11 protein-coding genes are annotated in these 20,017 nt (G+C 70.1%); 10 read left to right on the top strand and 1 reads right to left on the bottom strand.

Features of this window, described 5'->3' with window-relative positions; genetic code table 11:
• Positions 1–19: 19 nt before the first annotated feature.
• Positions 20–853 (bottom strand): GTP pyrophosphokinase, encoded by an 834-nt coding sequence (locus tag SKED_RS12870; protein ID WP_012867595.1) that lies wholly within the window; start codon positions 851–853, stop codon positions 20–22.
• A gap of 570 nt (positions 854–1,423) precedes the next feature.
• Here SKED_RS12870 and SKED_RS12865 point away from each other — a divergent pair.
• From SKED_RS12865 to SKED_RS12820, 10 genes are all read left to right on the top strand, one after another.
• Positions 1,424–3,244, top strand: coding sequence for an ABC transporter family substrate-binding protein (locus SKED_RS12865; protein ID WP_012867594.1), 1,821 nt, complete (start codon positions 1,424–1,426; stop codon positions 3,242–3,244).
• Between the two features lie 225 nt (positions 3,245–3,469).
• Complete coding sequence (locus tag SKED_RS12860; protein WP_012867593.1) at positions 3,470–4,987, top strand: ABC transporter permease; 1,518 nt, start codon at positions 3,470–3,472, stop codon at positions 4,985–4,987.
• Between the two features lie 66 nt (positions 4,988–5,053).
• The gene (locus SKED_RS12855; protein ID WP_081447988.1) at positions 5,054–6,067 is read left to right on the top strand and encodes an ABC transporter permease; all 1,014 of its coding nucleotides are present in this window, start codon (positions 5,054–5,056) and stop codon (positions 6,065–6,067) included.
• A complete protein-coding gene (locus SKED_RS12850) occupies positions 6,067–7,794 on the top strand; it encodes an ABC transporter ATP-binding protein (protein WP_012867591.1) in 1,728 nt (575 codons plus the stop codon). The genes SKED_RS12855 and SKED_RS12850 overlap by 1 nt, the downstream gene beginning before the upstream one ends.
• A 443-nt stretch (positions 7,795–8,237) precedes the next feature.
• Positions 8,238–9,851 carry an ABC transporter substrate-binding protein gene (locus tag SKED_RS12845; protein ID WP_012867590.1) on the top strand — a complete coding sequence of 538 codons (1,614 nt, stop codon included), beginning with the start codon at positions 8,238–8,240 and terminating at the stop codon, positions 9,849–9,851.
• 208 nt (positions 9,852–10,059) lie between these two features.
• Positions 10,060–10,986 carry an ABC transporter permease gene (locus tag SKED_RS12840; RefSeq protein ID WP_012867589.1) on the top strand — a complete coding sequence of 309 codons (927 nt, stop codon included), beginning with the start codon at positions 10,060–10,062 and terminating at the stop codon, positions 10,984–10,986.
• Positions 10,979–11,974, top strand: a complete 996-nt coding sequence (locus tag SKED_RS12835) for an ABC transporter permease (protein WP_012867588.1) — start codon at positions 10,979–10,981, stop codon at positions 11,972–11,974. Before SKED_RS12840 ends, SKED_RS12835 begins: the two co-directional genes overlap by 8 nt.
• Positions 11,971–13,968, top strand: a complete 1,998-nt coding sequence (locus SKED_RS12830) for a dipeptide ABC transporter ATP-binding protein (protein ID WP_012867587.1) — start codon at positions 11,971–11,973, stop codon at positions 13,966–13,968. Before SKED_RS12835 ends, SKED_RS12830 begins: the two co-directional genes overlap by 4 nt.
• Before the next feature lie 79 nt (positions 13,969–14,047).
• Positions 14,048–17,269 (top strand): FtsX-like permease family protein, encoded by a 3,222-nt coding sequence (locus tag SKED_RS12825; protein WP_012867586.1) that lies wholly within the window; start codon positions 14,048–14,050, stop codon positions 17,267–17,269.
• Positions 17,266–20,013, top strand: a complete 2,748-nt coding sequence (locus tag SKED_RS12820; RefSeq protein WP_143755731.1) for an FtsX-like permease family protein — start codon at positions 17,266–17,268, stop codon at positions 20,011–20,013. The genes SKED_RS12825 and SKED_RS12820 overlap by 4 nt, the downstream gene beginning before the upstream one ends.
• The last annotated feature ends 4 nt before the right edge of the window (positions 20,014–20,017 follow it).

Here is a 20,017-nt window from a genome sequence, read left to right as displayed (position 1 = left end):
GACCCTGGACCGTGAGTGCCTACGTGCCGGTCTCGCGCCCGATCTGCTGGAACAGCGACCGCAGCAGCTCGGCGGGCACGGACTCGAGGGTCCCGTCGGGCTGGGCGCCGTCGGTGCTCGTGGCCGGCTGCTCCTGGTGCAGCGTGCTCACCTCCTGGTGCAGCCGCTCCATCTTCACGTCGAGCCGGTTGGCGGCGTCGGCGGCGTCGCGGAGCTCGTCGAGGAGAGTCTGGGGGACGTCGCCGTCGTACTTGTAGTAGATCTTGTGCTCGAGGCTCGCCCAGAAGTCCATGGCGATGGTGCGGATCTGGATCTCGACGTTGACGCGCTCGACGCGGTCGGAGAGGTACACGGGCACCTGGACGATGAGGTGCAGGCTCTTGTAGCCGTTGCCCTTGGGCTCGGCGATGTAGTCCTTGACCTCGACGACCGTCACGTCCTCCTGCGCCATGAGCATGTCGCGGATCGTGTAGGTGTCGGCGATGAAGCTGCACGTGATCCGGATGCCGGCGATGTCGAAGATCTGCTCGCGGATCGCGTCGACGCGCAACGGGCAGCCCTTGCGCAGCGCCTTGGTGAGGATCCCCTCGGGCGACTTCAGGCGCGAGCTCACGTGCTCGATGGGGTTGTAGTCGTGCACGTAGTGGAACTCGTCCTTGAGGATGTTGACCTTGGTCAGCATCTCCTCCATGCCGAACTGGTACGCCATGACGAACCGCGTGAGCTCGTCGCGTGCCGTGGAGAGCGCGGCGCGCTGCTCGGAGGTGAGGCCGCCGAGGGGGAGCGGCGGTGGCGCCGGGACCACGCTGCGCTGCGGGGGGACGGATCCTGCCTGGTGGGTTCCGGCGCTCATGGGGGTCTCGTGCTCCTGTCGTCGACGACGTGGCTCCTGGAGTCCGGGAGCCTGTCTCGTCTGCGAGCCTATCCTCGGCGTCGGGGCGTCCTGGCGCGCCGCTGCGTCTGTCCACAGGGTGCTCACCGATGCTCGACACGACGGGTGCAGACGTGGTGCGCGGGTGCGTGGTGCGACCACTCCGGAGCCACCGCCGCCGGAGGCGGCTCCGCCCGGGACAAGGCGCGTCCGCCGACGGTCCCCTTTAGACCGTTTCGTTCCGCGTGTCAATGCGGTTCGGCGGGTGTAGTGGCGCTTGCGTCCCAGTTCAGCGGGCCTGAAAACGTTGCGCTGCCAACGGTCTCGCGGTGCTGATTTCACAATGTGAACAGCAGATGACCAATGTTACCGACCAGTATCAACTCGGTAACGATAGTCCTCTTTCTCCGTGATCTGTCAGGGTGACGCAGGTCGCATGGGTAGTTTTCTCATACGCAACATGCCCAGGCCAGCACCCCCCGGCCGGTCTTCCCGGCCGGAGGGGGACGCGTCGCAGGACCGCGGGTATCTCACATCCTTCGAGGAGGAACATTGAAGATCAGGCGCACTCACGCCACGGTCGCCATGCTCGCCGTGGGAGCACTCGTGCTCTCGGGCTGCACGTCGTCCGACGACGGCGGAGACGACTCGCCCAGCGCGACGGCCACCACCGGGACCGGCGGCTCCTCCGAGCCGACCAGCGCCGGCAAGGAGGACCTCGGCGAGGTCACGACCGCCAGCGACTCCATCTCGTACAGCCTCGGTGGCGAGGAGTGGCTCGGGTACAACGGCAACACGCCGGAGACGTACTCGACCTACAACTCGGTGGTCAACGACCGCATCTTCGGCAGCTTCATGTACTTCGGTACGGACGGCACCATCTACCAGGACGAGAACTACGGGACCTTCACCCTCACGTCCGAGGACCCCATGTCGGTCGAGTACACGCTCAACGACGCGGCGGTCTGGTCTGACGGCACCCCGATCGCCTACGAGGACTACCTCCTCGACTGGGCCACGCAGGCCATCACCGACGGCACCGACGCCGACGGCAACCCGGTCCCGCTGTTCAACAGCGTCTCGGGCCTCGAGTTCGGCGGGCGTGTCCTCGACGGCCCGCAGGGCGAGATCGGCGGCAAGACCTTCACGTACGACTACGAGGCTCCGTACCCCGACTACCAGCTCCAGGTCACGGGCGCGTTCCCCGCGCACGTCGCCGCCGAGCAGGGTGGCCTGACCATCGAAGAGCTCGTCGAGGCCATCAAGGCGAAGGACGTCGAGACCCTCCGCCCGGTCGCCGAGTTCTGGAACACCGGATGGCTCTCCCCGAACCCCGGCACCCTCCCGGACGAGGCGATCGCCCCGTCCTCCGGCCCGTACAAGCTGGAGTCGTGGAGCGCCGGCCAGTCGATCACCCTCGTCGCGAACGAGAACTACTGGGGCACCCCGCCTGCGACCGAGACCCTCGTCTACCGCTTCGTGGCCCCCGAGGCCCAGGTGCAGGCGCTGCAGAACGGTGACCTCAACGTCATCGAGCCGCAGGCCACCGTCGACACCGTCGCGCAGCTCGAGGCCATCGGCGACTCGGTCACCCTCGAGACCGGGCAGTCGCTCACCTGGGAGCACCTGGACTTCAACTTCAACAACGGTGTCTTCGCGGACAACCTCGCGCTGCGTGAGGCCTTCGCCATGTGCGTGCCGCGCCAGCAGATCGTCGACAACCTGGTCAAGCCCGTCGACCCCGAGGCTGTCGTCATGAACGCCCGCGAGGTCTTCCCGTTCCAGGACCGCTACTCCGAGCTCCTCGAGACGTCCTACGACGGCCGCTACGACGAGGTCGACATCGACGGTGCCAAGGCCAAGATCGAGGAGGCCGGCGTGACCGGCCCGATCGACGTCCGCATCGGCTACTCGGCTCCGAACCAGCGTCGCACCGAGCAGGTCGCGCTCATCAAGTCCAGCTGCGACGAGGCCGGCTTCAACGTCACCGACGCGGGCAACCAGGACTTCTTCGCGCCGGGCGGCACGCTCGAGCGCGGTGACTACGAGGTCGCCCTCTTCGCCTGGGCCGGATCGGGCCAGATCGTCTCCGGTCAGAACATCTACTCCTCGACCGGAGCCCAGAACTACGGTGGCTTCTCCAACGCCGAGGTCGACGCGGCGTGGCAGGCACTCGCCTCCACCCTCGACGAGGACGAGCAGTTCACCCAGATCAAGACCATCGAGAAGCTGCTGTGGGACAACCTCTACGGCATCCCGGTCTTCGCGCACCCTGGTGTGAGCGCCTTCGACTCGACGATCTCGAACGTCCGTCGGACCGCCACGCAGAACACCGTCGCGTGGAACGCGGAGCAGTGGGTCCGCGCATCCTGATCACCCGTGATCATCGGGGTCTCGCAGCTGCGAGGCCCCGGTGGTCGGGCGCCGACCGCGCCTGACCACCGCACAGGCTGGGGTGGGGGCGCACAGCCCCCACCCCAGCCGTCGTGTGAGCCAGAAGCCTCTCGGTCATGGCACTATGGAGAAGTTTTGTGGCCCGTCGCGTGCAGGGGCGCGCAGCCGGTCCGCGGCTTCCAATGGAACTTGAAGGGTTAGTTCGTGACCAAGTTCATCCTGCGTCGACTAGGACAGTCACTCCTCGTCCTGCTCGGCGGCTCACTCCTGCTCTACGTCCTGGTGATCAACTCCGGTGACCCCATCGCTGATCTCCGCGAGAGCAACGCGAAGAACCGCGAATACCTCATCCAGCAGCGCACCTCCTTCATGGGCCTCGACCAGCCCTGGTACTCGCGCTACTGGGACTGGCTCCGCGGTGTCGGCAAGTGCTTCACCCTCAACTGCGACCTCGGGACCAACCGCAACGGCACCGACGTCACCGCCCTCCTGGGCAACGCGGTCAGCTCGACCCTCCGGCTCGTGATCCTCGCAACGGTGCTCGCGATCATCGTCGGAATCCTCGTCGGCATCATGACCGCCATCCGCCAGTACTCGGGGTTCGACTACGTCGTGACCTTCATGGCCTTCCTCTTCTTCTCGCTCCCGGTGTTCTGGGTCGCGGTGCTCCTCAAGGAGTACGGCGCCATCAGGTTCAACGACTGGATCGTCGAACCGACCTTCACACCGGTGCAGATCGTCATCACAGCACTCGTGATCGGCATCGTGCTCCAGGGCGTGCTGGGCGGCAGGCTCAAGCGGCGGCTCCTCACCGCTGGCGTCGCGATCGTCTTCGTGGTCGCGGCGATGTTCTACTTCTCCGCCGTCGAGTGGTTCCGTCGACCGGCCCTCGGCATCGGCGTGGTGACCCTCGTCGCGGCGGCCTTCGCCGTCGGCCTCACGGTCCTCATCGTCGGGCTGAGCAACCGCCGGGTCCTCTACGCGGGCCTCACGACCGTCGCGGTCGGCGTCGTCGCCTACTTCGTCACCGCACCGATCCTGGAGGACCCGAGCTGGACCATCCTCGTGGTCCTCGGCCTCGTGACCGTCGTCGTCGGTGCCGTCGTCGGGTGGTTCTGGGGCGGCGAGTCCCGCCGTCTGGCCATGAGCATCTCGATCTCGACCGCCGTGATGATGGGCATCCTCACCGTCGCCGACTACGCGGTCTCGAACTGGAGCAGCCTGCTGCGCCTCAAGCCCCGCCCGATCTCGACGATCGGCTCCGAGACGCCGAACCTCGTCGGGACGTTCTGGGACGGGTTCCTCGACAAGGGGACGCAGCTCATCCTGCCGACCATCGTGCTGACTCTCATCTCGGTCGCCTCGTACACCCGGTACACGCGGTCCTCGATGCTCGAGGTGATGAACCAGGACTACGTCCGCACGGCGCGGTCCAAGGGCCTGTCCGAGCGTGTGGTGATCGTCAAGCACGCCTTCCGCAACGCGCTCATCCCGATCACCACGATCGTGGCCTTCGACTTCGCCGGCCTCATCGGCGGTGCGGTCATCACCGAGCAGGTCTTCGGCTGGAAGGGCATGGGAGAGCTCTTCCAGACGGGCCTCAAGCAGGTCGACCCGGCGCCCGTGATGGCGTTCTTCCTGGTGACCGGCACCGCCGCGATCATCATGAACCTCCTCGCCGACCTCGCGTACTCGGCCCTCGACCCGCGGATCAGGAGGTGACGGTCATGACCATCTCGACCCTCACCACCGTGCCCACGGCATGCTCCACGACCACCGGAGAGCGCAATGACTGATCCCAACACCCCTGTCGACCCGGAGCGCGTGCCCACCCCGGCCGCCGGCGGGATCGACCCGGTCGCCGGCCACATGCACGACGACCCCGGTCCGTCCAAGACCGAGCAGAAGTCCTACAGCCAGGGCCAGCTGGTGGTCCGGCGTTTCCTCCGGCACAAGGGCGCGATGATCTCGCTCGTCATCCTCGTGCTCATCACCCTGCTCGCCTTCACGTCCATCGGTTTCGGCCCGGTCCCCGGCTGGTGGGACAAGGACTACACCAAGGCTGCGAACGTCATCGACGGCGGGCGGCCGACCTTCGCCTTCCCGTTCTCGCTCGGCGAGCACCCCTTCGGGCAGGACTCCACGGGCAAGGACTACTTCGCGCTCGTCATGAAGGGGACCCAGGTCTCCCTCATCATCGCCTTCACCGTCGGCATCCTGTCGACCGTGATCGGGACGGTGGTCGGTGGGCTCGCCGGGTACTTCCGCGGCTGGGTCGAGGCGATCCTCATGCGTCTGACCGACCTCCTCATCGTCATCCCGCTCCTGGTGCTCGCGGCCGTCCTCGGCCAGATCGCCTCGGGTCTGGGGATCATCCCTCTCGCGGTCATGCTCGGGCTCGTGACCTGGACGGGTCTGGCGAGGCTCGTCCGCGGCGAGGTGCTCTCGCTCCGTGAGCGCGAGTTCGTCGCCTCGGCCCGCGCGATCGGCACCGGCTCACCCCGGATCATCGTCAAGCACATCCTGCCCAACACGATCGGCGTCATCATCGTCTCGGCCACGCTCGCCACCGCCTCGGCGATCCTGCTCGAGACGGCGCTGAGCTTCCTGGGCTTCGGCGTGAGGCCTCCGGACGTCTCGCTCGGCCTGCTGATCAGCGACTACCAGAACGCGTTCACCAACCGGCCGTGGCTCTTCTGGTTCCCCGGTCTGTTCATCCTGGCCATCGCGCTCACCGTGAACTTCATCGGTGACGGCCTCCGTGACGCCTTCGACCCCCGTCAGAACAGGAACAAGGACTGATGAGCACCTCTGCACCCGCTCCCGTGGACGCCACCAGCACGGCAGTCCTGTCCTTCACCGACCTCGACGTCAAGTTCGGCACCGAGTTCGGCACCGTGCACGCCGTCAAGGGCATCTCCCTCGCGGTCCAGCCGGGCGAGGTCCTCGCGCTGGTCGGCGAGTCCGGCTCCGGAAAGTCCGTCACGTCGATGACGGCCCTCGGTCTCCTGCCCAAGAACGCCCGGGTCTCCGGCCGGATCACGGTCGGCGACACGGTCGTGGGCGAGCTCGACGACCGCGGCCTGCGCCGCATGCGCGGCAACGACGTGGCCATGGTCTTCCAGGAGCCCATGACCGCGCTCAACCCCGTGCTCACCATCGGGTCCCAGCTGACCGAGGCGCTCGAGCTGCACGGCATCGCCTTCGGCAAGAAGGCGCTGGCCCGGGCCGTCGAGCTGCTGCGGATGGTCGGCATCCCCGAGCCGGAGCGTCGCGTCAAGCAGTTCCCGCACGAGCTCTCGGGTGGTCAGCGCCAGCGCGTGGTCATCGCCATGGCCATCAGCTGCGACCCCAAGGTGATCATCGCCGACGAGCCCACCACGGCTCTCGACGTGACCGTCCAGGCCGACATCCTCGACCTGCTGCGCTCCCTCAAGGACAAGCTCAACACCGGGATCCTGCTCATCACGCACAACATGGGGGTCGTGGCCGACATGGCCGACCGTGTGGCCGTGATGCTCAAGGGCTCGATCGTGGAGACAGGGACCGCCGACGCGGTCCTCAACCACCCGCAGCACGAGTACACCAAGAAGCTGCTCGGGTCCGTGCCCCGTCTCGGATCGGGGCCGGGCCAGCTCGGGACCTCGGTCACCGAGGTCGGGGAAGCGCCCGAGGGCGACAAGCCGGCGCTCGAGCTGAAGAACCTGGTCATCGAGTACCAGCGTCTGGGCAAGCCGCCGTTCCGGGCGGTCGACGACGTGACCTTCACCGTCGGGTCGGGCGAGATCGTCGGTGTCGTGGGGGAGTCGGGCTCGGGCAAGTCGACCATCGCTCGCTGCGCGCTGGGTCTCATCCCGGCGGTCGGCGGCTCGGTGTCGATCTTCGGGACCAGCTTTGCGGAGATGAACCGCAAGCAGTCCAAGGCGCTGCGCAAGCGCATCGGTGTGGTGTTCCAGGACCCCGCGTCGTCGCTCAACCCGCGGTTCCCCATCGGTGACCTCATCGCCGAGCCCCTCGTGGTGCACAAGATCGGCGACAAGAAGTCCCGGCTGGCCAAGGTCTACGAGCTGCTCGACGCCGTGGAGCTGCCGCGCGACGTCATCAACCGCTACCCGCACGAGCTCTCGGGCGGTCAGCGTCAGCGCGTGAGCATCGCCCGCGCGCTCACGCTCGACCCGGAGCTGCTGGTCGCCGACGAGCCCACCTCGGCGCTCGACGTGTCGGTCCAGGCGAGCGTCCTGGCGATGTTCACCGCGCTGCAGGAGCGCTACCGCTTCGGCTGCGTCTTCGTCTCGCACGACCTCGCGGTCATCGACATGCTCGCGCACCGCGTCGTGGTGCTGCAGAACGGCAAGATCGTCGAGCAGGGCACGCGTGAAGAGGTGCTGCTCAACCCGCGTGAGGAGTACACGAGGCGTCTTCTCGCAGCGGCACCGGTCCCCGAGCCGGGGGAGCAGCGCCGTCGTCGCGAGGCGCGGCACACCCTGCTCACCGAGCTGGGCGACGACATCACCGAGCTCCACACCTGACGGTCCCGACCGTCAGCCCACGAGAGGCGCGTACTGGCCACGGCCGGTGCGCGCCTCTCGTGCGTCCGGCTCCAGACCTCGAGCGGTGGGGGGAGGTTGTCGGCGGGGCCGCGGTGCCGTTCCCGTGCACGAGGGTCGAGTCCGCCCGATGCCCGTTGTACTTGCGCTTATGTGCCACTTGAGAGAACCTGAAACCACACTGTTCCCAACGATTTTCACCCTCCGTGTCCAGCATGTGAACCAGGTGTCTCCAGTGTTACTGACCAGTATCACTTCGGTAACGAAACGACGTCTGGGTGCCCTCGTGGTCAGGAGCCGATCGCAGAGCAGATAGTTTCCTCACATACGACGGTCTCCCTCCCTCCCGTACGCCTGGGCCAGTCCAGGGTCTGACGGGAGGGATCCATGCGTCACGGGGGCCCCCAGTCCTTCCAGGAGGAACAGTGAAGATCAGGAAGCTCAGCGCGGTCGCGGCCGCCACAGCCGTCAGCGTGCTCGCGCTCACGGCGTGCGGCAGCGACTCCGGCAGTGACGGCGGGACGACGGCATCGTCGTCCGACAACGTCTTCACCATCGCCTACAACGCCGACGGTGGCCACCAGGCCTGGGTCGACGCGACCGCGAACAGCATCAAGAACACGCTGGGCATCAACGTCGAGGGCAAGCCCTACGCGACCTTCGCCGAGCTCCGCTCGGACGTCACCGACCGCAAGATGACCGGTTCCTTCCGCACCGGGTGGCAGGCTGACTATCCGGGTCTATACAACTTCCTCGGCCCGCTCTACGGCACCGGCGCCGGCTCGAACGACAGCGACTACTCGAACCCCGAGTTCGACGACCTCCTGACGCAGGGCAACGCCGCCGGCTCGGTCGAGGAGGCCAACGGCTTCTTCGACCAGGCGCAGGAGATCCTCCTCAAGGACCTGCCGTCCATCCCGCTGTGGTACGCGAACGTCACCGGTGGCTCCGCCGAGACCGTCGAGAACGTCGCCTTCGGCTGGAACAGCGTGCCGCTGTACTACGCGGTCACCAAGGCAGACGGCACGCCGATCCGTGCGAACGGCACCGAGCCCCAGAACCCGCTCGTCCCCACCAACACCAACGAGGTGGGTGGCGGTCGTATCGTCGACGCCCTCTTCCAGGGCCTCGTGTCCTACGACGAGACCGGTGCGTCTCAGAACGAGCTCGCCGAGTCCATCACCTCGGACGACAACCAGCTCTGGACAGTCAAGATCAAGGGCGGCACCACCTTCACCAACGGTGAGCCCGTCACCGCTCAGTCCTTCGTCGACGCCTGGCAGTTCGGTGCGCTGACGAGCAACGCCCAGCTGTCCCAGTACTTCTTCAAGGACATCCAGGGCTGGTCCGAGACCGAGGAGTCCCCGCTCACCGGCCTCGAGGTCGTCGACGACACGACCTTCACCATCATGCTCAACGAGCCGCAGGCGGACTACCCGCTGCGCCTGGGCTACAGCGCGTACCTGCCGCTGCCGTCCGTCGCCTACGACGACATGGCCGCCTACGGCGAGGCCCCGATCGGCAACGGCCCGTACATGATGAACGGTGCATGGCGTCACAACGAGGCTGTCGACCTGGTCGTCAACCCCGACTACTCCGGCCCGCGCACCCCGGCCAACGCCGGCGTGACCTTCGTGTTCTACGACTCCTTCGACTCGGCGTACAACGACCTCCTGGCCAACAACCTCGACGTCTTCGACGGCATCCCCGACTCGGCCTTCGGCACCTTCGAGACCGACCTCGGTGACCGTGCTGTGAACCAGCCCGCCGCCGTGTTCCAGTCCTTCACCATCCCGGGCAACCTCGAGCACTTCGAGGGCGAGGAGGGCGAGCTCCGTCGTCAGGCGCTCTCCATGGCGATCGACCGCGAGTCCATCACGGACACGATCTTCCAGGGCACCCGCACCCCGGCCTCCGACTTCACCTCGCCGGTGATCGACGGCTGGAGCGACACCCTCCCGGGCGTGGACGTCCTCGTCTACAACCCCGAGAAGGCCAAGGAGCTGTGGGCCCAGGCCGACGCGATCAGCCAGTGGTGACGTCCTCGTGACGCACGACCCGCAGCACCCGTAGTACCTGAGCTACCCGCAGTACCCGTAGTACCTGCACGCACAGTGCACCAGGTGGGGTGGAGGGCCCGACGGCCCTCCACCCCACCGTCGTGTCTCGGCAGGTGACACGACGTCCAGTACAGTGGCGGGCGCGCTCCTCACAAGGAGCGGCTCGCCCCCAGGAAGGATTGCCTCCATGGTCCGATATGTCGGACGCAGGCTGTTGCAGATGATCCCGGTGTTCATCGGCGCGACCCTGCTCATCTACCTCATGGTGTTCGCGCTCCCGGGCGACCCCATCCAGGCGCTCGGCGGAGACCGCGGTCTCTCGCCCGCCGTGGCCGACCAGATCAGGGCCCAGTTCAACCTGGACAAGCCCCTCCTGGTCCAGTACCTGCTCTTCCTCAAGGGCATCTTCACCTTCGACCTCGGGAACTCGTTCTCGGGGCAGCCGATCTTCGACGTCGTGGCCCGGGCCTTCCCGGTCACCGTCAAGCTCGCGCTCATGGCCCTCGCCTTCGAGGCGATCCTCGGCGTCGGCATCGGATTCATCGCGGGCCTGCGCAAGGGCGGCATCTTCGACGCGAGCGTGCTGCTCGTCAGCCTCGTCGTCATCGCCGTGCCGACCTTCGTCATCGGTTTTGTGCTCCAGTTCTTCATCGGGGTGAAGGCAGGGTGGCTGCCACCGACCGTCGGCGGTGACGCCAGCTTCAAGGCGCTCCTCATGCCGGCCATCGTGCTCGGCGCAGTCTCCTTCGCCTACGTGCTGCGCCTCACGCGCACCTCCGTGGCCGAGAACCTGTCCGCCGACTACGTGCGGACCGCGACGGCCAAGGGCCTCTCTCGCGGCCGCGTGGTCAACGTGCACGTGCTCCGCAACTCGCTCATCCCCGTGATCACCTTCCTCGGAGCAGACCTCGGCGCCCTCATGGGTGGCGCGATCGTCACCGAGGGCATCTTCAACATCGCAGGGGTCGGTGGCACGCTGTACCAGGCCATCATCCGTGGTGAGCCGACCACCGTCGTCACCTTCGTGACGATCCTCGTGGTCGTCTACATCATCGCGAACCTGTTCGTCGACCTGCTCTACGCAGTCCTGGACCCAAGGATCCGTTATGCCTGATGGCACCACGCCGGCTCAGAGCCGGCCCTCCCAGGGCACCCCGGCGAGCAACCCTCGCCCCGGCCAGACCCACTTCGTCGCCGACGTCTCCGAGACCCCGGTGGCCGTCGTCGACAAGGTCGACGAGGACGCACCCGCCTCGAGCCTGTGGCGCGACGCCTGGCGCGACCTGCGCCACCGCGTGCTGTTCTGGGTGTCCGCAGCGCTCATCCTCGCGGTGCTCCTCGTCGCGCTGTTCCCCGGGCTGTTCACCTCGGTCGACCCGCGCTTCTGCGAGCTCCGCAACTCCCTCGGCAACCCCCAGGCCGGCCACCCCTTCGGTTTCGACCGCCAGGGCTGCGACGTCTACTCGCGCGTCATCTACGGGGCACGTGCCTCGGTGTCGGTCGGTGTCCTCACGACCATCGGCGTGGTGCTCCTCGGCGGGCTCATGGGTGCGCTGGCGGGCTTCTACGGCCGCTGGTTCGACTCTGTCCTGTCCCGCGTGACCGACATCTTCTTCGCGATCCCGCTCGTGCTCGCCGCGATCGTCCTCGGCCAGGTCTTCACCGAGGGCCGCACGGTCCTCAACGTCGTCGCCGTCCTCACGGTCTTCGGGTGGCCCCAGGTCGCCCGCATCACCCGTGGCGCCGTCATGAGCGTCAAGAACAACGACTATGTCACCGCCTCGAAGGCGCTCGGGGCCTCGCGCCTGAGCATCCTCGGACGTCACGTCCTGCCGAACGCCGCCGCGCCCATCATCGTCGTGGCGACGGTCTCCCTCGGGACGTTCATCGTCGCCGAGGCGACCCTGTCGTTCCTCGGCCTCGGACTGCCGCAGAGTGTGCTGTCGTGGGGGCACGACATCGCGACGGCACAGTCCTCGCTGCGGACCAACCCGAGCGTGCTGCTGTACCCGTCGGTCGCGCTCGCCCTCACGGTCCTCAGCTTCATCATGATGGGTGACGCCGTCCGCGACGCCCTCGACCCGAAGGCGCGGAAGCGATGAGCGCGACAGCACGCCAGGAGCCGCTCCTGGAGATCCGTGACCTCGACGTCACGTTCACCACCCTCAACGGGGAGGTGCCCGCTGTCCGCGGCGCCAACCTCACGATCTACCCCGGCCAGTCCGTCGCGATCGTCGGCGAGTCCGGCTCGGGGAAGTCGACGACCGCGCACGCGATCATCAGCCTGCTCCCGGGCACCGGCAAGGTGACCGGTGGGTCGATCCGCTTCGACGGCCAGGAGATCACGACCGCGTCGAAGAAGGAGATCGTGGCCCTCCGCGGGGACCAGATCGGTCTCGTCCCGCAGGACCCGATGTCGAACCTCAACCCCGTGTGGAGCATCGGCTTCCAGGTGAAGGAGGCGCTGGCCGCCAACAACATCGACGTCTCCCGCGGGACGCGCAAGGGCCTCGCCCAGGCGATCGGCTCGAGCGAGGACTCCGTCGCTGGCGGCGACCTGCTCATCGGCCGCAAGGGCAAGGCCTCGCTGCTCGAGGTGCTGCGCACCTCGCTCGCCGCGCAGGCCGGTCTCGACGCCGCAGCGGTCGACTCCGCCGTCGCGACGGCGGACGAGCGCATCGTCGTCGGCTCGACGACCAAGGCCTCGGCCGTGAGCATCCTCGAGGAGGTCGGGCTCGCCTCGGCGCGCTCGGTCGTCGAGGCCGAGACCTCCGTGGCGAACGTCGACGACCGCGTCGCCGGGCTCCTCGCCGAGGCCGGGCTGCCGGACGCGGTCCGCCGTGCCAAGCAGTACCCGCACGAGTTCTCCGGCGGCATGCGCCAGCGTGCGCTCATCGCCATCGGTCTCGCGTCGCGGCCCAAGCTGCTCATCGCCGACGAGCCCACCTCGGCGCTCGACGTCACCGTGCAGCGGACCATCCTCGACCACCTCGAGGGGCTGACCCGTGAGCTCGGGACGGCCGTCCTGTTCATCACGCACGACCTCGGTCTCGCGGCCGAGCGGGCCGAGCACCTCGTGGTCATGTACCGCGGTCGTGTGGTCGAGTCCGGCCCGTCGCGCGAGATCCTCGCGAACCCGCAGCACCCCTACACGCAGCGCCTCGTCGCCGCGGCCCCGTCGCTCGCCTCGCGCCGCATCCAGTCGGCCAAGGAGCGCGGCGAGCAGTCGCAGGACCTCCTCGCGGCCACCGGTGGTGACGGCGTCCGCGCGAACCGCGAGGACGTCGTGGTGGTGGAGAACCTCACCAAGGTGTTCCAGATCCGTGGGTCCGGCAAGAACAAGGACTTCAAGGCCGTGGACGACGTGTCGTTCACGATCAAGAAGGGCACGACGGTCGCGCTCGTGGGGGAGTCGGGCTCCGGCAAGTCCACGGTCGCGAACATCATGCTCAACCTGCTCGACCCGACCGAGGGCAAGATCTACTTCGACGGCGTCGACCTCTCGACGCTCGGCCAGCGGGAGCTCTTCGACTTCCGCCGGCGCGTGCAGCCGATCTTCCAGAACCCGTACGGCTCGCTCGACCCGATGTACTCCATCTTCCGGACCATCGAGGAGCCGCTGCGGATCCACAAGGTCGGCAGCAAGAAGCAGCGTGAGGCCCGCGTCCGCGAGGTCCTCGACATGGTGGCGCTGCCGCAGTCGACGATGCGCCGGTTCCCCAACGAGCTCTCGGGAGGCCAGCGCCAGCGCATCGCCATCGCGCGTGCGCTCGCCCTGCGCCCGGAGATCATCGTGTGCGACGAGGCCGTCTCGGCCCTCGACGTGCTGGTCCAGGCCCAGATCCTCGAGCTGCTCAACGACCTGCAGTCCGAGCTCGACCTGAGCTACCTGTTCATCACGCACGACCTCGCGGTGGTCCGCCAGATCGCCGACCAGGTGTGCGTCATGAAGAACGGTCGGATCATCGAGTCCGCGACGACCGACGAGGTCTTCGACACCCCGCGCGAGCAGTACACGCGCGAGCTGCTCGGCGCGATCCCGGGCTCGCGCCTGGACGTCGTCCCGAGCGGACCGGAGGACCTCGACCCGAGGTGATGCGAGACCCCCGCGCCGCTCGACGCGGCGCGGGGCAGGACGCGACGATGCGGACGCTCGACGGGAGGGGGCCCCGGAGATGACCAGGAGCGAGCCAGCAGCGCGACCCGCGCTGCCGAGCCTGGCGGTCGCGCGCCTCGGTGCCTACCGCGCCGCGCTCGTGGGCCTGGCCGCCCTCACGGCCCTCGTCTCGGGGGCCGTGGGCGGTGCCGTCGCCTTCGTCGAGCAGAGCAGCACCCAGGCGGTCCGCACCGCGCCCGACCTCGTGTCGGGCGCGGCGTCGGTGCTCCGGCTCACCACCCGCGTGGCGCCCGACACCGACGCCCGGGACGCGCAGGACTCGGAGGTACGTCGCGTCCTCCAGGACGCGACGGGCACGGCTCCCGTCGACGTGGTCCGTGCGCTGTCCACCGAGGCGACCTCGGCGACCTCCTCCGACGGAGAGCCGCTGGGACAGGTGGTCCTGCGCACCCAGGCTGTGCTCGACGGCCAGGCCGTCGTCGACGGCGCCGTGGACCTAGGCCCGGGCGAGGCGGTGGTCCCGCTGGCTGCAGCGGGCGAGCTCGGCCTCGACGTCGGCGGCACCGTCGAGGTCGGCGGCGTCGTGCTCACGGTCGTGGGCCTCTGGGAGCCCGTCGACGGGTCGTCGCCCACCTGGACCCTCGACTCCGTGCTCCTCGGCGACGAGCCGCCGTACGGTCCCGTGCTCGTCGACCAGGACACCCTCCTCGCCGTCCAGGACGACCCTTTCGTCAGCTGGACGGTCTCGACCCGCCCCTCCACGCTCACCACCACCGACGTCGCGACCCTCGCGGCGGGCCTGCCGACGGTGCGAGGCGCCGTCGCCGCCGGACCTGCCGAGGTCCGCGGAGTCGTGGAGACCGGCGCGCTGACCGGCACCGTGACCGCCCTGGACCAGCAGGCCACGACCGCGCGCGCCGTGACGACGGTCCCTGTCGTGCTGCTCCTCGTGGTCAGCCTCGTGTCGGTCGTGCAGGTGGCACGCCTCCTCGTGGTCGTCCGGGTCCGGGAGAACCAGGTCCTCGTGGCGCGCGGTGCCTCGGTCCGACAGCTGGCCCGTGTCGCCCTGCTCGAGTCGCTCCCGGCCGCCGTCGTCGGTGCCACGACGGGTGGCCTCGTCGCCTGGTGCGTGCTCGGGCTCGTGGGCCCGACGGGCGGGTGGTCGGCGCTCGGGCTCCCCGGGGTCGTGGCGACCGTCGTCGTCACCGCGCTGCTCGTGGTCGTCGTCTTCGTCGCCGTGGCGGCGGCCGACGCCTGGTCGCTCGCGCGGGTGCGTGCGGTCGACGCCTCCGGGCGGGCCCGGACCGCCGTGGGGCTCTCGGGTGCTGTGCTCCTCGCCGCCGTCGCCGCGCTGCTCGGGTGGCGGGTGTGGCGCTCGGCAGGGATGTCCGAGCCCGACGCCGAGGCGCTCGTCGTGGCGGCCCCCGGCGTCCTGCTGCTCGCGCTCGTGCTCGTCGTGCTGCTCTTGCTCGCGCCCGTCCTGCGGCTCCTCGAGCGCCGTGCCCGGCGCCGCCCGGGGCTGTCCCCGGTGCTCGCCGCCCGCCAGGTGTCCCGCAGGCTCGTCGCCTTCACGGTGCCGGCCGTGCTCGTCGCGCTCGCCACCGGCGCGGTGCTCCTCGCGAGCGGCTACGCCGGTACGACGGACCACCTGCGGGCACAGGTCGGTGGTCTCGCGAACGGCAGCGACGTCCGGGTCCAGACGACCATCAGCGGGACGGTCTCACCCGTCAGCACCGTGCCGGCCGTCGACGACTCAGGTCTCGCGGAGGCTTCCTCCCTCGTGCTCGACGTCGAGGGCACCGTCGGCGACATCTCGGCCAGGGTGGTGGGGATCCCCGGAGACCAGCTTGCGCCGCTCCTCGGACGCACCCCTGCGGTCGACCTCCGTGCGCTCTCGGAGGTCGTCACGCCCGGTGCGCTCCCCGGGGCCGCGCTCCCTGAGGGCACGGACGAAGTGGTGCTCTCCCTGTCGGGCCAGGCGGTCGCGCTCGAGCTCCCATCCCCGGACTTCTCCTACCCTGCGCCCGAGCCTGCGGCCGGTGGGCCGCCGGTCCCGGTCACGGCTGTCGTGTGGCTCGCCGACGAGCGCGGCGGCACGCTCCAGCTCGTGTCAGCGCCGGTCGACGTGCCGGTCGTGGAGGAGCCGGGCGCACCCGTGGAGCACGAGGTCGCCGTCCCGGTGCCTGCGACCGCGAGCACCTGGCGGGTCGTCGCGCTCGAGCTCCGTGTCGACCCCCGCCGCGGGCCTGTCGCCCTCGACCTCGAGGTGACCGCCCTCTCCGCCGGTGGGATCGGTGGGACGGCGCCGCTCGATGACGGCGGGCGACGGTGGGAGCTCCTCGACGAGCAGGTCCAGCAGGCAGGCCTGACAGGAGCGGCCACCCCTCTGGCCGCCCCGCCGGGGGCGAGCCTCCCAGCCGTCGGCGGCGACCTCCTCGCGAGGGGACCCCAGCAGGTCCTGAGGTTCCTCGCCCCCGGGACCTCGGGCGCAGGAGCCGAGGTGACTCCCCGAGTGCGGGCGGTCGCCGTCCCCGAGCTGCTCGAACGGCTCGAGGCCACCACGGGCGACACCGTCGACGTGACCGTCTCCGGACAGCGGGTCCAGCTCGAGATCGTCGGTCAGACGCCCGCCCTGCCGGGCGGTCTCGCCGGGCCGGCCCTGGCGGTCGACCTCGACGCGCTCCAGGCCTTCGGCCTGCGGACCGCCCGCGCTCCCGTCGCCGCAGACGAGATCTGGCTCGCCGCCTCCGACCCCACGCAGGTCGTCGACCTCGTCGACGTCGTGGAGGACCAGCTGCCCCGGGGGTGGACCGTGACGAGCGCAGCCACGTCCGCCGCGGTCCCGGCGACCTCGATCGGCGTGGCGTTCTGGGTGGCTGCCGCGGGTGCCGTGGTGCTGGCCCTCGCCGGGACGTGGTCCGTGGCCGGGGCGCTCGGTCGCGAGCGTCGTGGCGAGGTGGTGGCGCTGCGGGCCGTCGGGCTGAGCGCCCGCCAGCAGGCGCGGTCACGCTCGGCAGAGCTCGGGCTGGTGCTGGGCTGCGCCCTCGTCGCCGGGCTGCTCGCCGGGTCCGCCGTCACCGTCGCGGTCGCCGACCTGCTCGCACGGATCACGGTGCCCGAGGCCTTCGCCGGGCTCAGCAGCGGCGTGCACCTCGACCCCCTGCCGCTGGTCGTGCTCCTCGCGGCGCTGCTGCTCGGCGCGGTCGCCCTCGCGGCGGCCCAGGCACAGACTGTCCGGCGCCAGGCGCTCGACCTCGACCACAGGGAGGACGCCCGATGAGCCACGTGCCGGCGCGGACCTCTCTGTCCCTAGAGTCCCGGGTTCCCGGGCACGACCGGGTGGTCTCACGCTTCCTCGCCGACGACCTGCGGGCCGGCGCGGTGATCGTGCTCGTCACCCTCGTGGCCGCGATGCTGCTGGCCGCCTGGCCGCGGGCCGTCCAGGTGGTCTCCGACGACATCGTCACGCACCGGCTCGAGGCGACCTCGCCCATCGTCCGAGACATCGCCGCCACCAACCAGGTCGCCCAGTACGGGCCCGCAGACGCGAGCGTCCCTGCGAGCCCCGGGCTGCCGCAGGAGTGGCGGTCGACCTTCGGGGCGCTCGACGGAGGGTTGCGCGCCGTGCACGACGCGATCCCCGAGCCCCTGCGGGCCGGGGTGCGCGACGGCCGCTTTCGGACGTACTCCACGGACGTCTTGTCGGGGCGCGAGTTCCCCGGCTCCGACGTCACCAGCACCGAGCTCCGTCTGAGCCAGGACCCCTACCTGTCCGAGCACGTCACGCTGACCGAGGGCCGATGGCCGACCGGGACGGGGGCTGCGCAGGACCCCGCCGAGGTCTTCGCCGTGCCGACCGAGGTGGTGATGTCCGAGGCGGCTGCCGAGCGGCTCGCCTGGGGCGTCTCCGAGACGCGGGAGACCTTCGGGCAGGGTGACCTCCTGCTGGTCGGCACCTACGTGGCGGACGACCCCGACGAGGGGTACTGGTACCACAGCCCCTCGGCGTCGGGCCCGTACATCGTCGAGGACCCGAACATCGGGGTCGTCCTCACGGCGGCTCTCTACCGAGGTCCGGGAGAGGACTTCAGGATCCAGCAGATGCGGGTCTGGTTCGAGGTCCAGCCGCCGCCGTGGTCGCACGGCGAGCTGAGCACGGTGGCAGACCAGCTGCGCGGGTTCACGGCCGTCCAGCAGGACGTCGGCCCGCCACCCGACGGCTGGCCGGTCACGTTCGACTCCGAGCTCCCTCCCGTGATCGACTCGACCCTGCGCGACGTGTCGGCGACCACCACGGTGGTCGCGCTGCTCGCCTCGGGTCCGGTCGCCGGGCTCGGGCTGCTGCTGCTCGTCGCCACCCGGGTCGTCGCCACGCGCCGCAGGCCGGCCCTCGCCCTGGTCCGGGCCCGAGGCGGGTCCGGGCTCCAGGTCCGCGGTCTCATGGCCGTCGAGGGCCTGGTCCTCGGCGTGCTCGGGGGAGGGCTCGGACTGCTCGGCGCCGTCCTGCTGGTGCCGACGGCCTTCCACCCCGCGGCGCTCGTCGGCCCTCTGCTGGCAGCGGCCGCCCCGGCCGTCGTGCTCGCGGCGAGCGTGCCGCCCGCAGGCCTGCGGGCGGAGCGTGCCGACGCCGGCACGCGCTCGGCCAGCCGGCTGCGACGGGTGTGGGAGCTGCTCGCCCTCGGGGTCGCGGTCACCGCGACGGTCCTCGTGCTGCGCCGAGGGGCGGAGGACACCGGGGCGGGCACCGACCCGCTGCTGGCGGCGACGCCGGCCCTCGTCGCCGTCGCGGCGGCGGTGGTCGTCGCCCGGCTCGCGCCGGTGCTCCTCGCGCCGGTGGTCCGGGCCGCCCGGGCCGGGCGTGGTGCGCTCGGCTTCGTCGGGGCCGCCTCGGCCACGCGCGACCGTCGCGGCCAGCTGCCCCCGCTGGTCGGCCTGGTCGTCGCGGTGACGGTGGCGGTGCTGTCGGTCGTGCTGCTCACGACCGTCCGGGGCGGGCTCGAGACCGAGGCGTGGGACCGGGTCGGTGCCGACCTCCGGTCCACGGGGCCCATCGTCGACGCCGAGACCCTCGACCGTGTGCGCTCCGTCCCCGGGGTCGACGCCGCGACGACGGTCACGGACCGGACCCCTGCCGCGCTGACCACCGGGGAGGGCCGGTTCCAGGCGCGGGTCCTGCTCGTGGACCCGGCGGACCTCGCCGAGGTCCAGGCGGACGTGCCGGGCTGGGAGGTCCCGGACCTCACCCCGCCGGCCGATCCCGACGGCCTGGTCCCGGCGCTCGTGTCGACGGGCTTCGACCTGGGCGCCGACGCGACGGTCACCGTCGACAACCGGCGCATCGGCATCGACGTGCTCGACCAGGTGGAGACGGTCCCGGGCGGGTCGAGCACCTCGAGCTGGGTGCTCGTCGACCGCGAGACGGTCTCGGCCCTCACAGGGGTCGAGTACCTGCCGAGGATCCTCCTGGTCCGGCTCGACGACGGGCTCTCGGCAGCCGACGAGGCCGAGGTCGTGGCCCAGGTGGGCCGGCTCACGGGGCAGAGCGCCGTCGAGCTGCGCTCCGACGCGGTCGACCGACGGCTCGAGGACCCGACGCTCGCGGGTCTGCAGGCCGCGCTCCTCGTCGCGACCCTCGTGTCGCTGCTGGTCGGTGCGGCGACGATGGTCCTCGGGGAGCTCATGGCGTCCGGGCGACGGGAGCGTCTCTTCGCCGTGCTCCAGCTCCTCGGGATGCCGCCGCGGGGTCCGCGCGTCATCACGACCTGGGAGATCGCGGCCTGGGCGGTGCCCGCGATCGTCACCGGGCTGCTGGTCGGCGGGATCCTCCCGCTGGTTGTCTCGCGCTCCGTCGACCTGAGCGCCTTCACCGGTGGTGCGTCCGCGCCGCCGCTCGTCTACGACCCGCTCGCGCTCCTCGGCGTGACCGCGGTCTTCGTCGTCGTCGTGGGGGTGTGCGGGCTCGTGTCCGCAGCCCTCGGGCGGCGCGTCAGCTCCGCAGCGACGCTGCGGTCGGTACAGGAGTGAGCGA

It is taken from the genome of Sanguibacter keddieii DSM 10542 (genome assembly GCF_000024925.1).
Classification (GTDB): Bacteria; Actinomycetota; Actinomycetes; order Actinomycetales; family Cellulomonadaceae; genus Sanguibacter; species Sanguibacter keddieii.
Note: the sequence above shows the minus strand (reverse complement) of the source record. Positions and strands in the feature narration are given on the sequence as shown.

What these genes read in the sequence shown, in the direction of transcription:
- SKED_RS12835 (WP_012867588.1), top strand. Translation starts at nt 10,979, where the DNA reads ATGCCTGATGGCACCACGCCGGCTCAGAGCCGGCCCTCCCAGGGCACC.
- SKED_RS12855 (WP_081447988.1), top strand. Translation starts at nt 5,054, where the DNA reads ATGACTGATCCCAACACCCCTGTCGACCCGGAGCGCGTGCCCACCCCG.
- SKED_RS12825 (WP_012867586.1), top strand. Translation starts at nt 14,048, where the DNA reads ATGACCAGGAGCGAGCCAGCAGCGCGACCCGCGCTGCCGAGCCTGGCG.
- SKED_RS12830 (WP_012867587.1), top strand. Translation starts at nt 11,971, where the DNA reads ATGAGCGCGACAGCACGCCAGGAGCCGCTCCTGGAGATCCGTGACCTC.
- SKED_RS12840 (WP_012867589.1), top strand. Translation starts at nt 10,060, where the DNA reads ATGGTCCGATATGTCGGACGCAGGCTGTTGCAGATGATCCCGGTGTTC.
- SKED_RS12870 (WP_012867595.1), bottom strand. Translation starts at nt 853, where the DNA reads ATGAGCGCCGGAACCCACCAGGCAGGATCCGTCCCCCCGCAGCGCAGC.
- SKED_RS12820 (WP_143755731.1), top strand. Translation starts at nt 17,266, where the DNA reads ATGAGCCACGTGCCGGCGCGGACCTCTCTGTCCCTAGAGTCCCGGGTT.
- SKED_RS12850 (WP_012867591.1), top strand. Translation starts at nt 6,067, where the DNA reads ATGAGCACCTCTGCACCCGCTCCCGTGGACGCCACCAGCACGGCAGTC.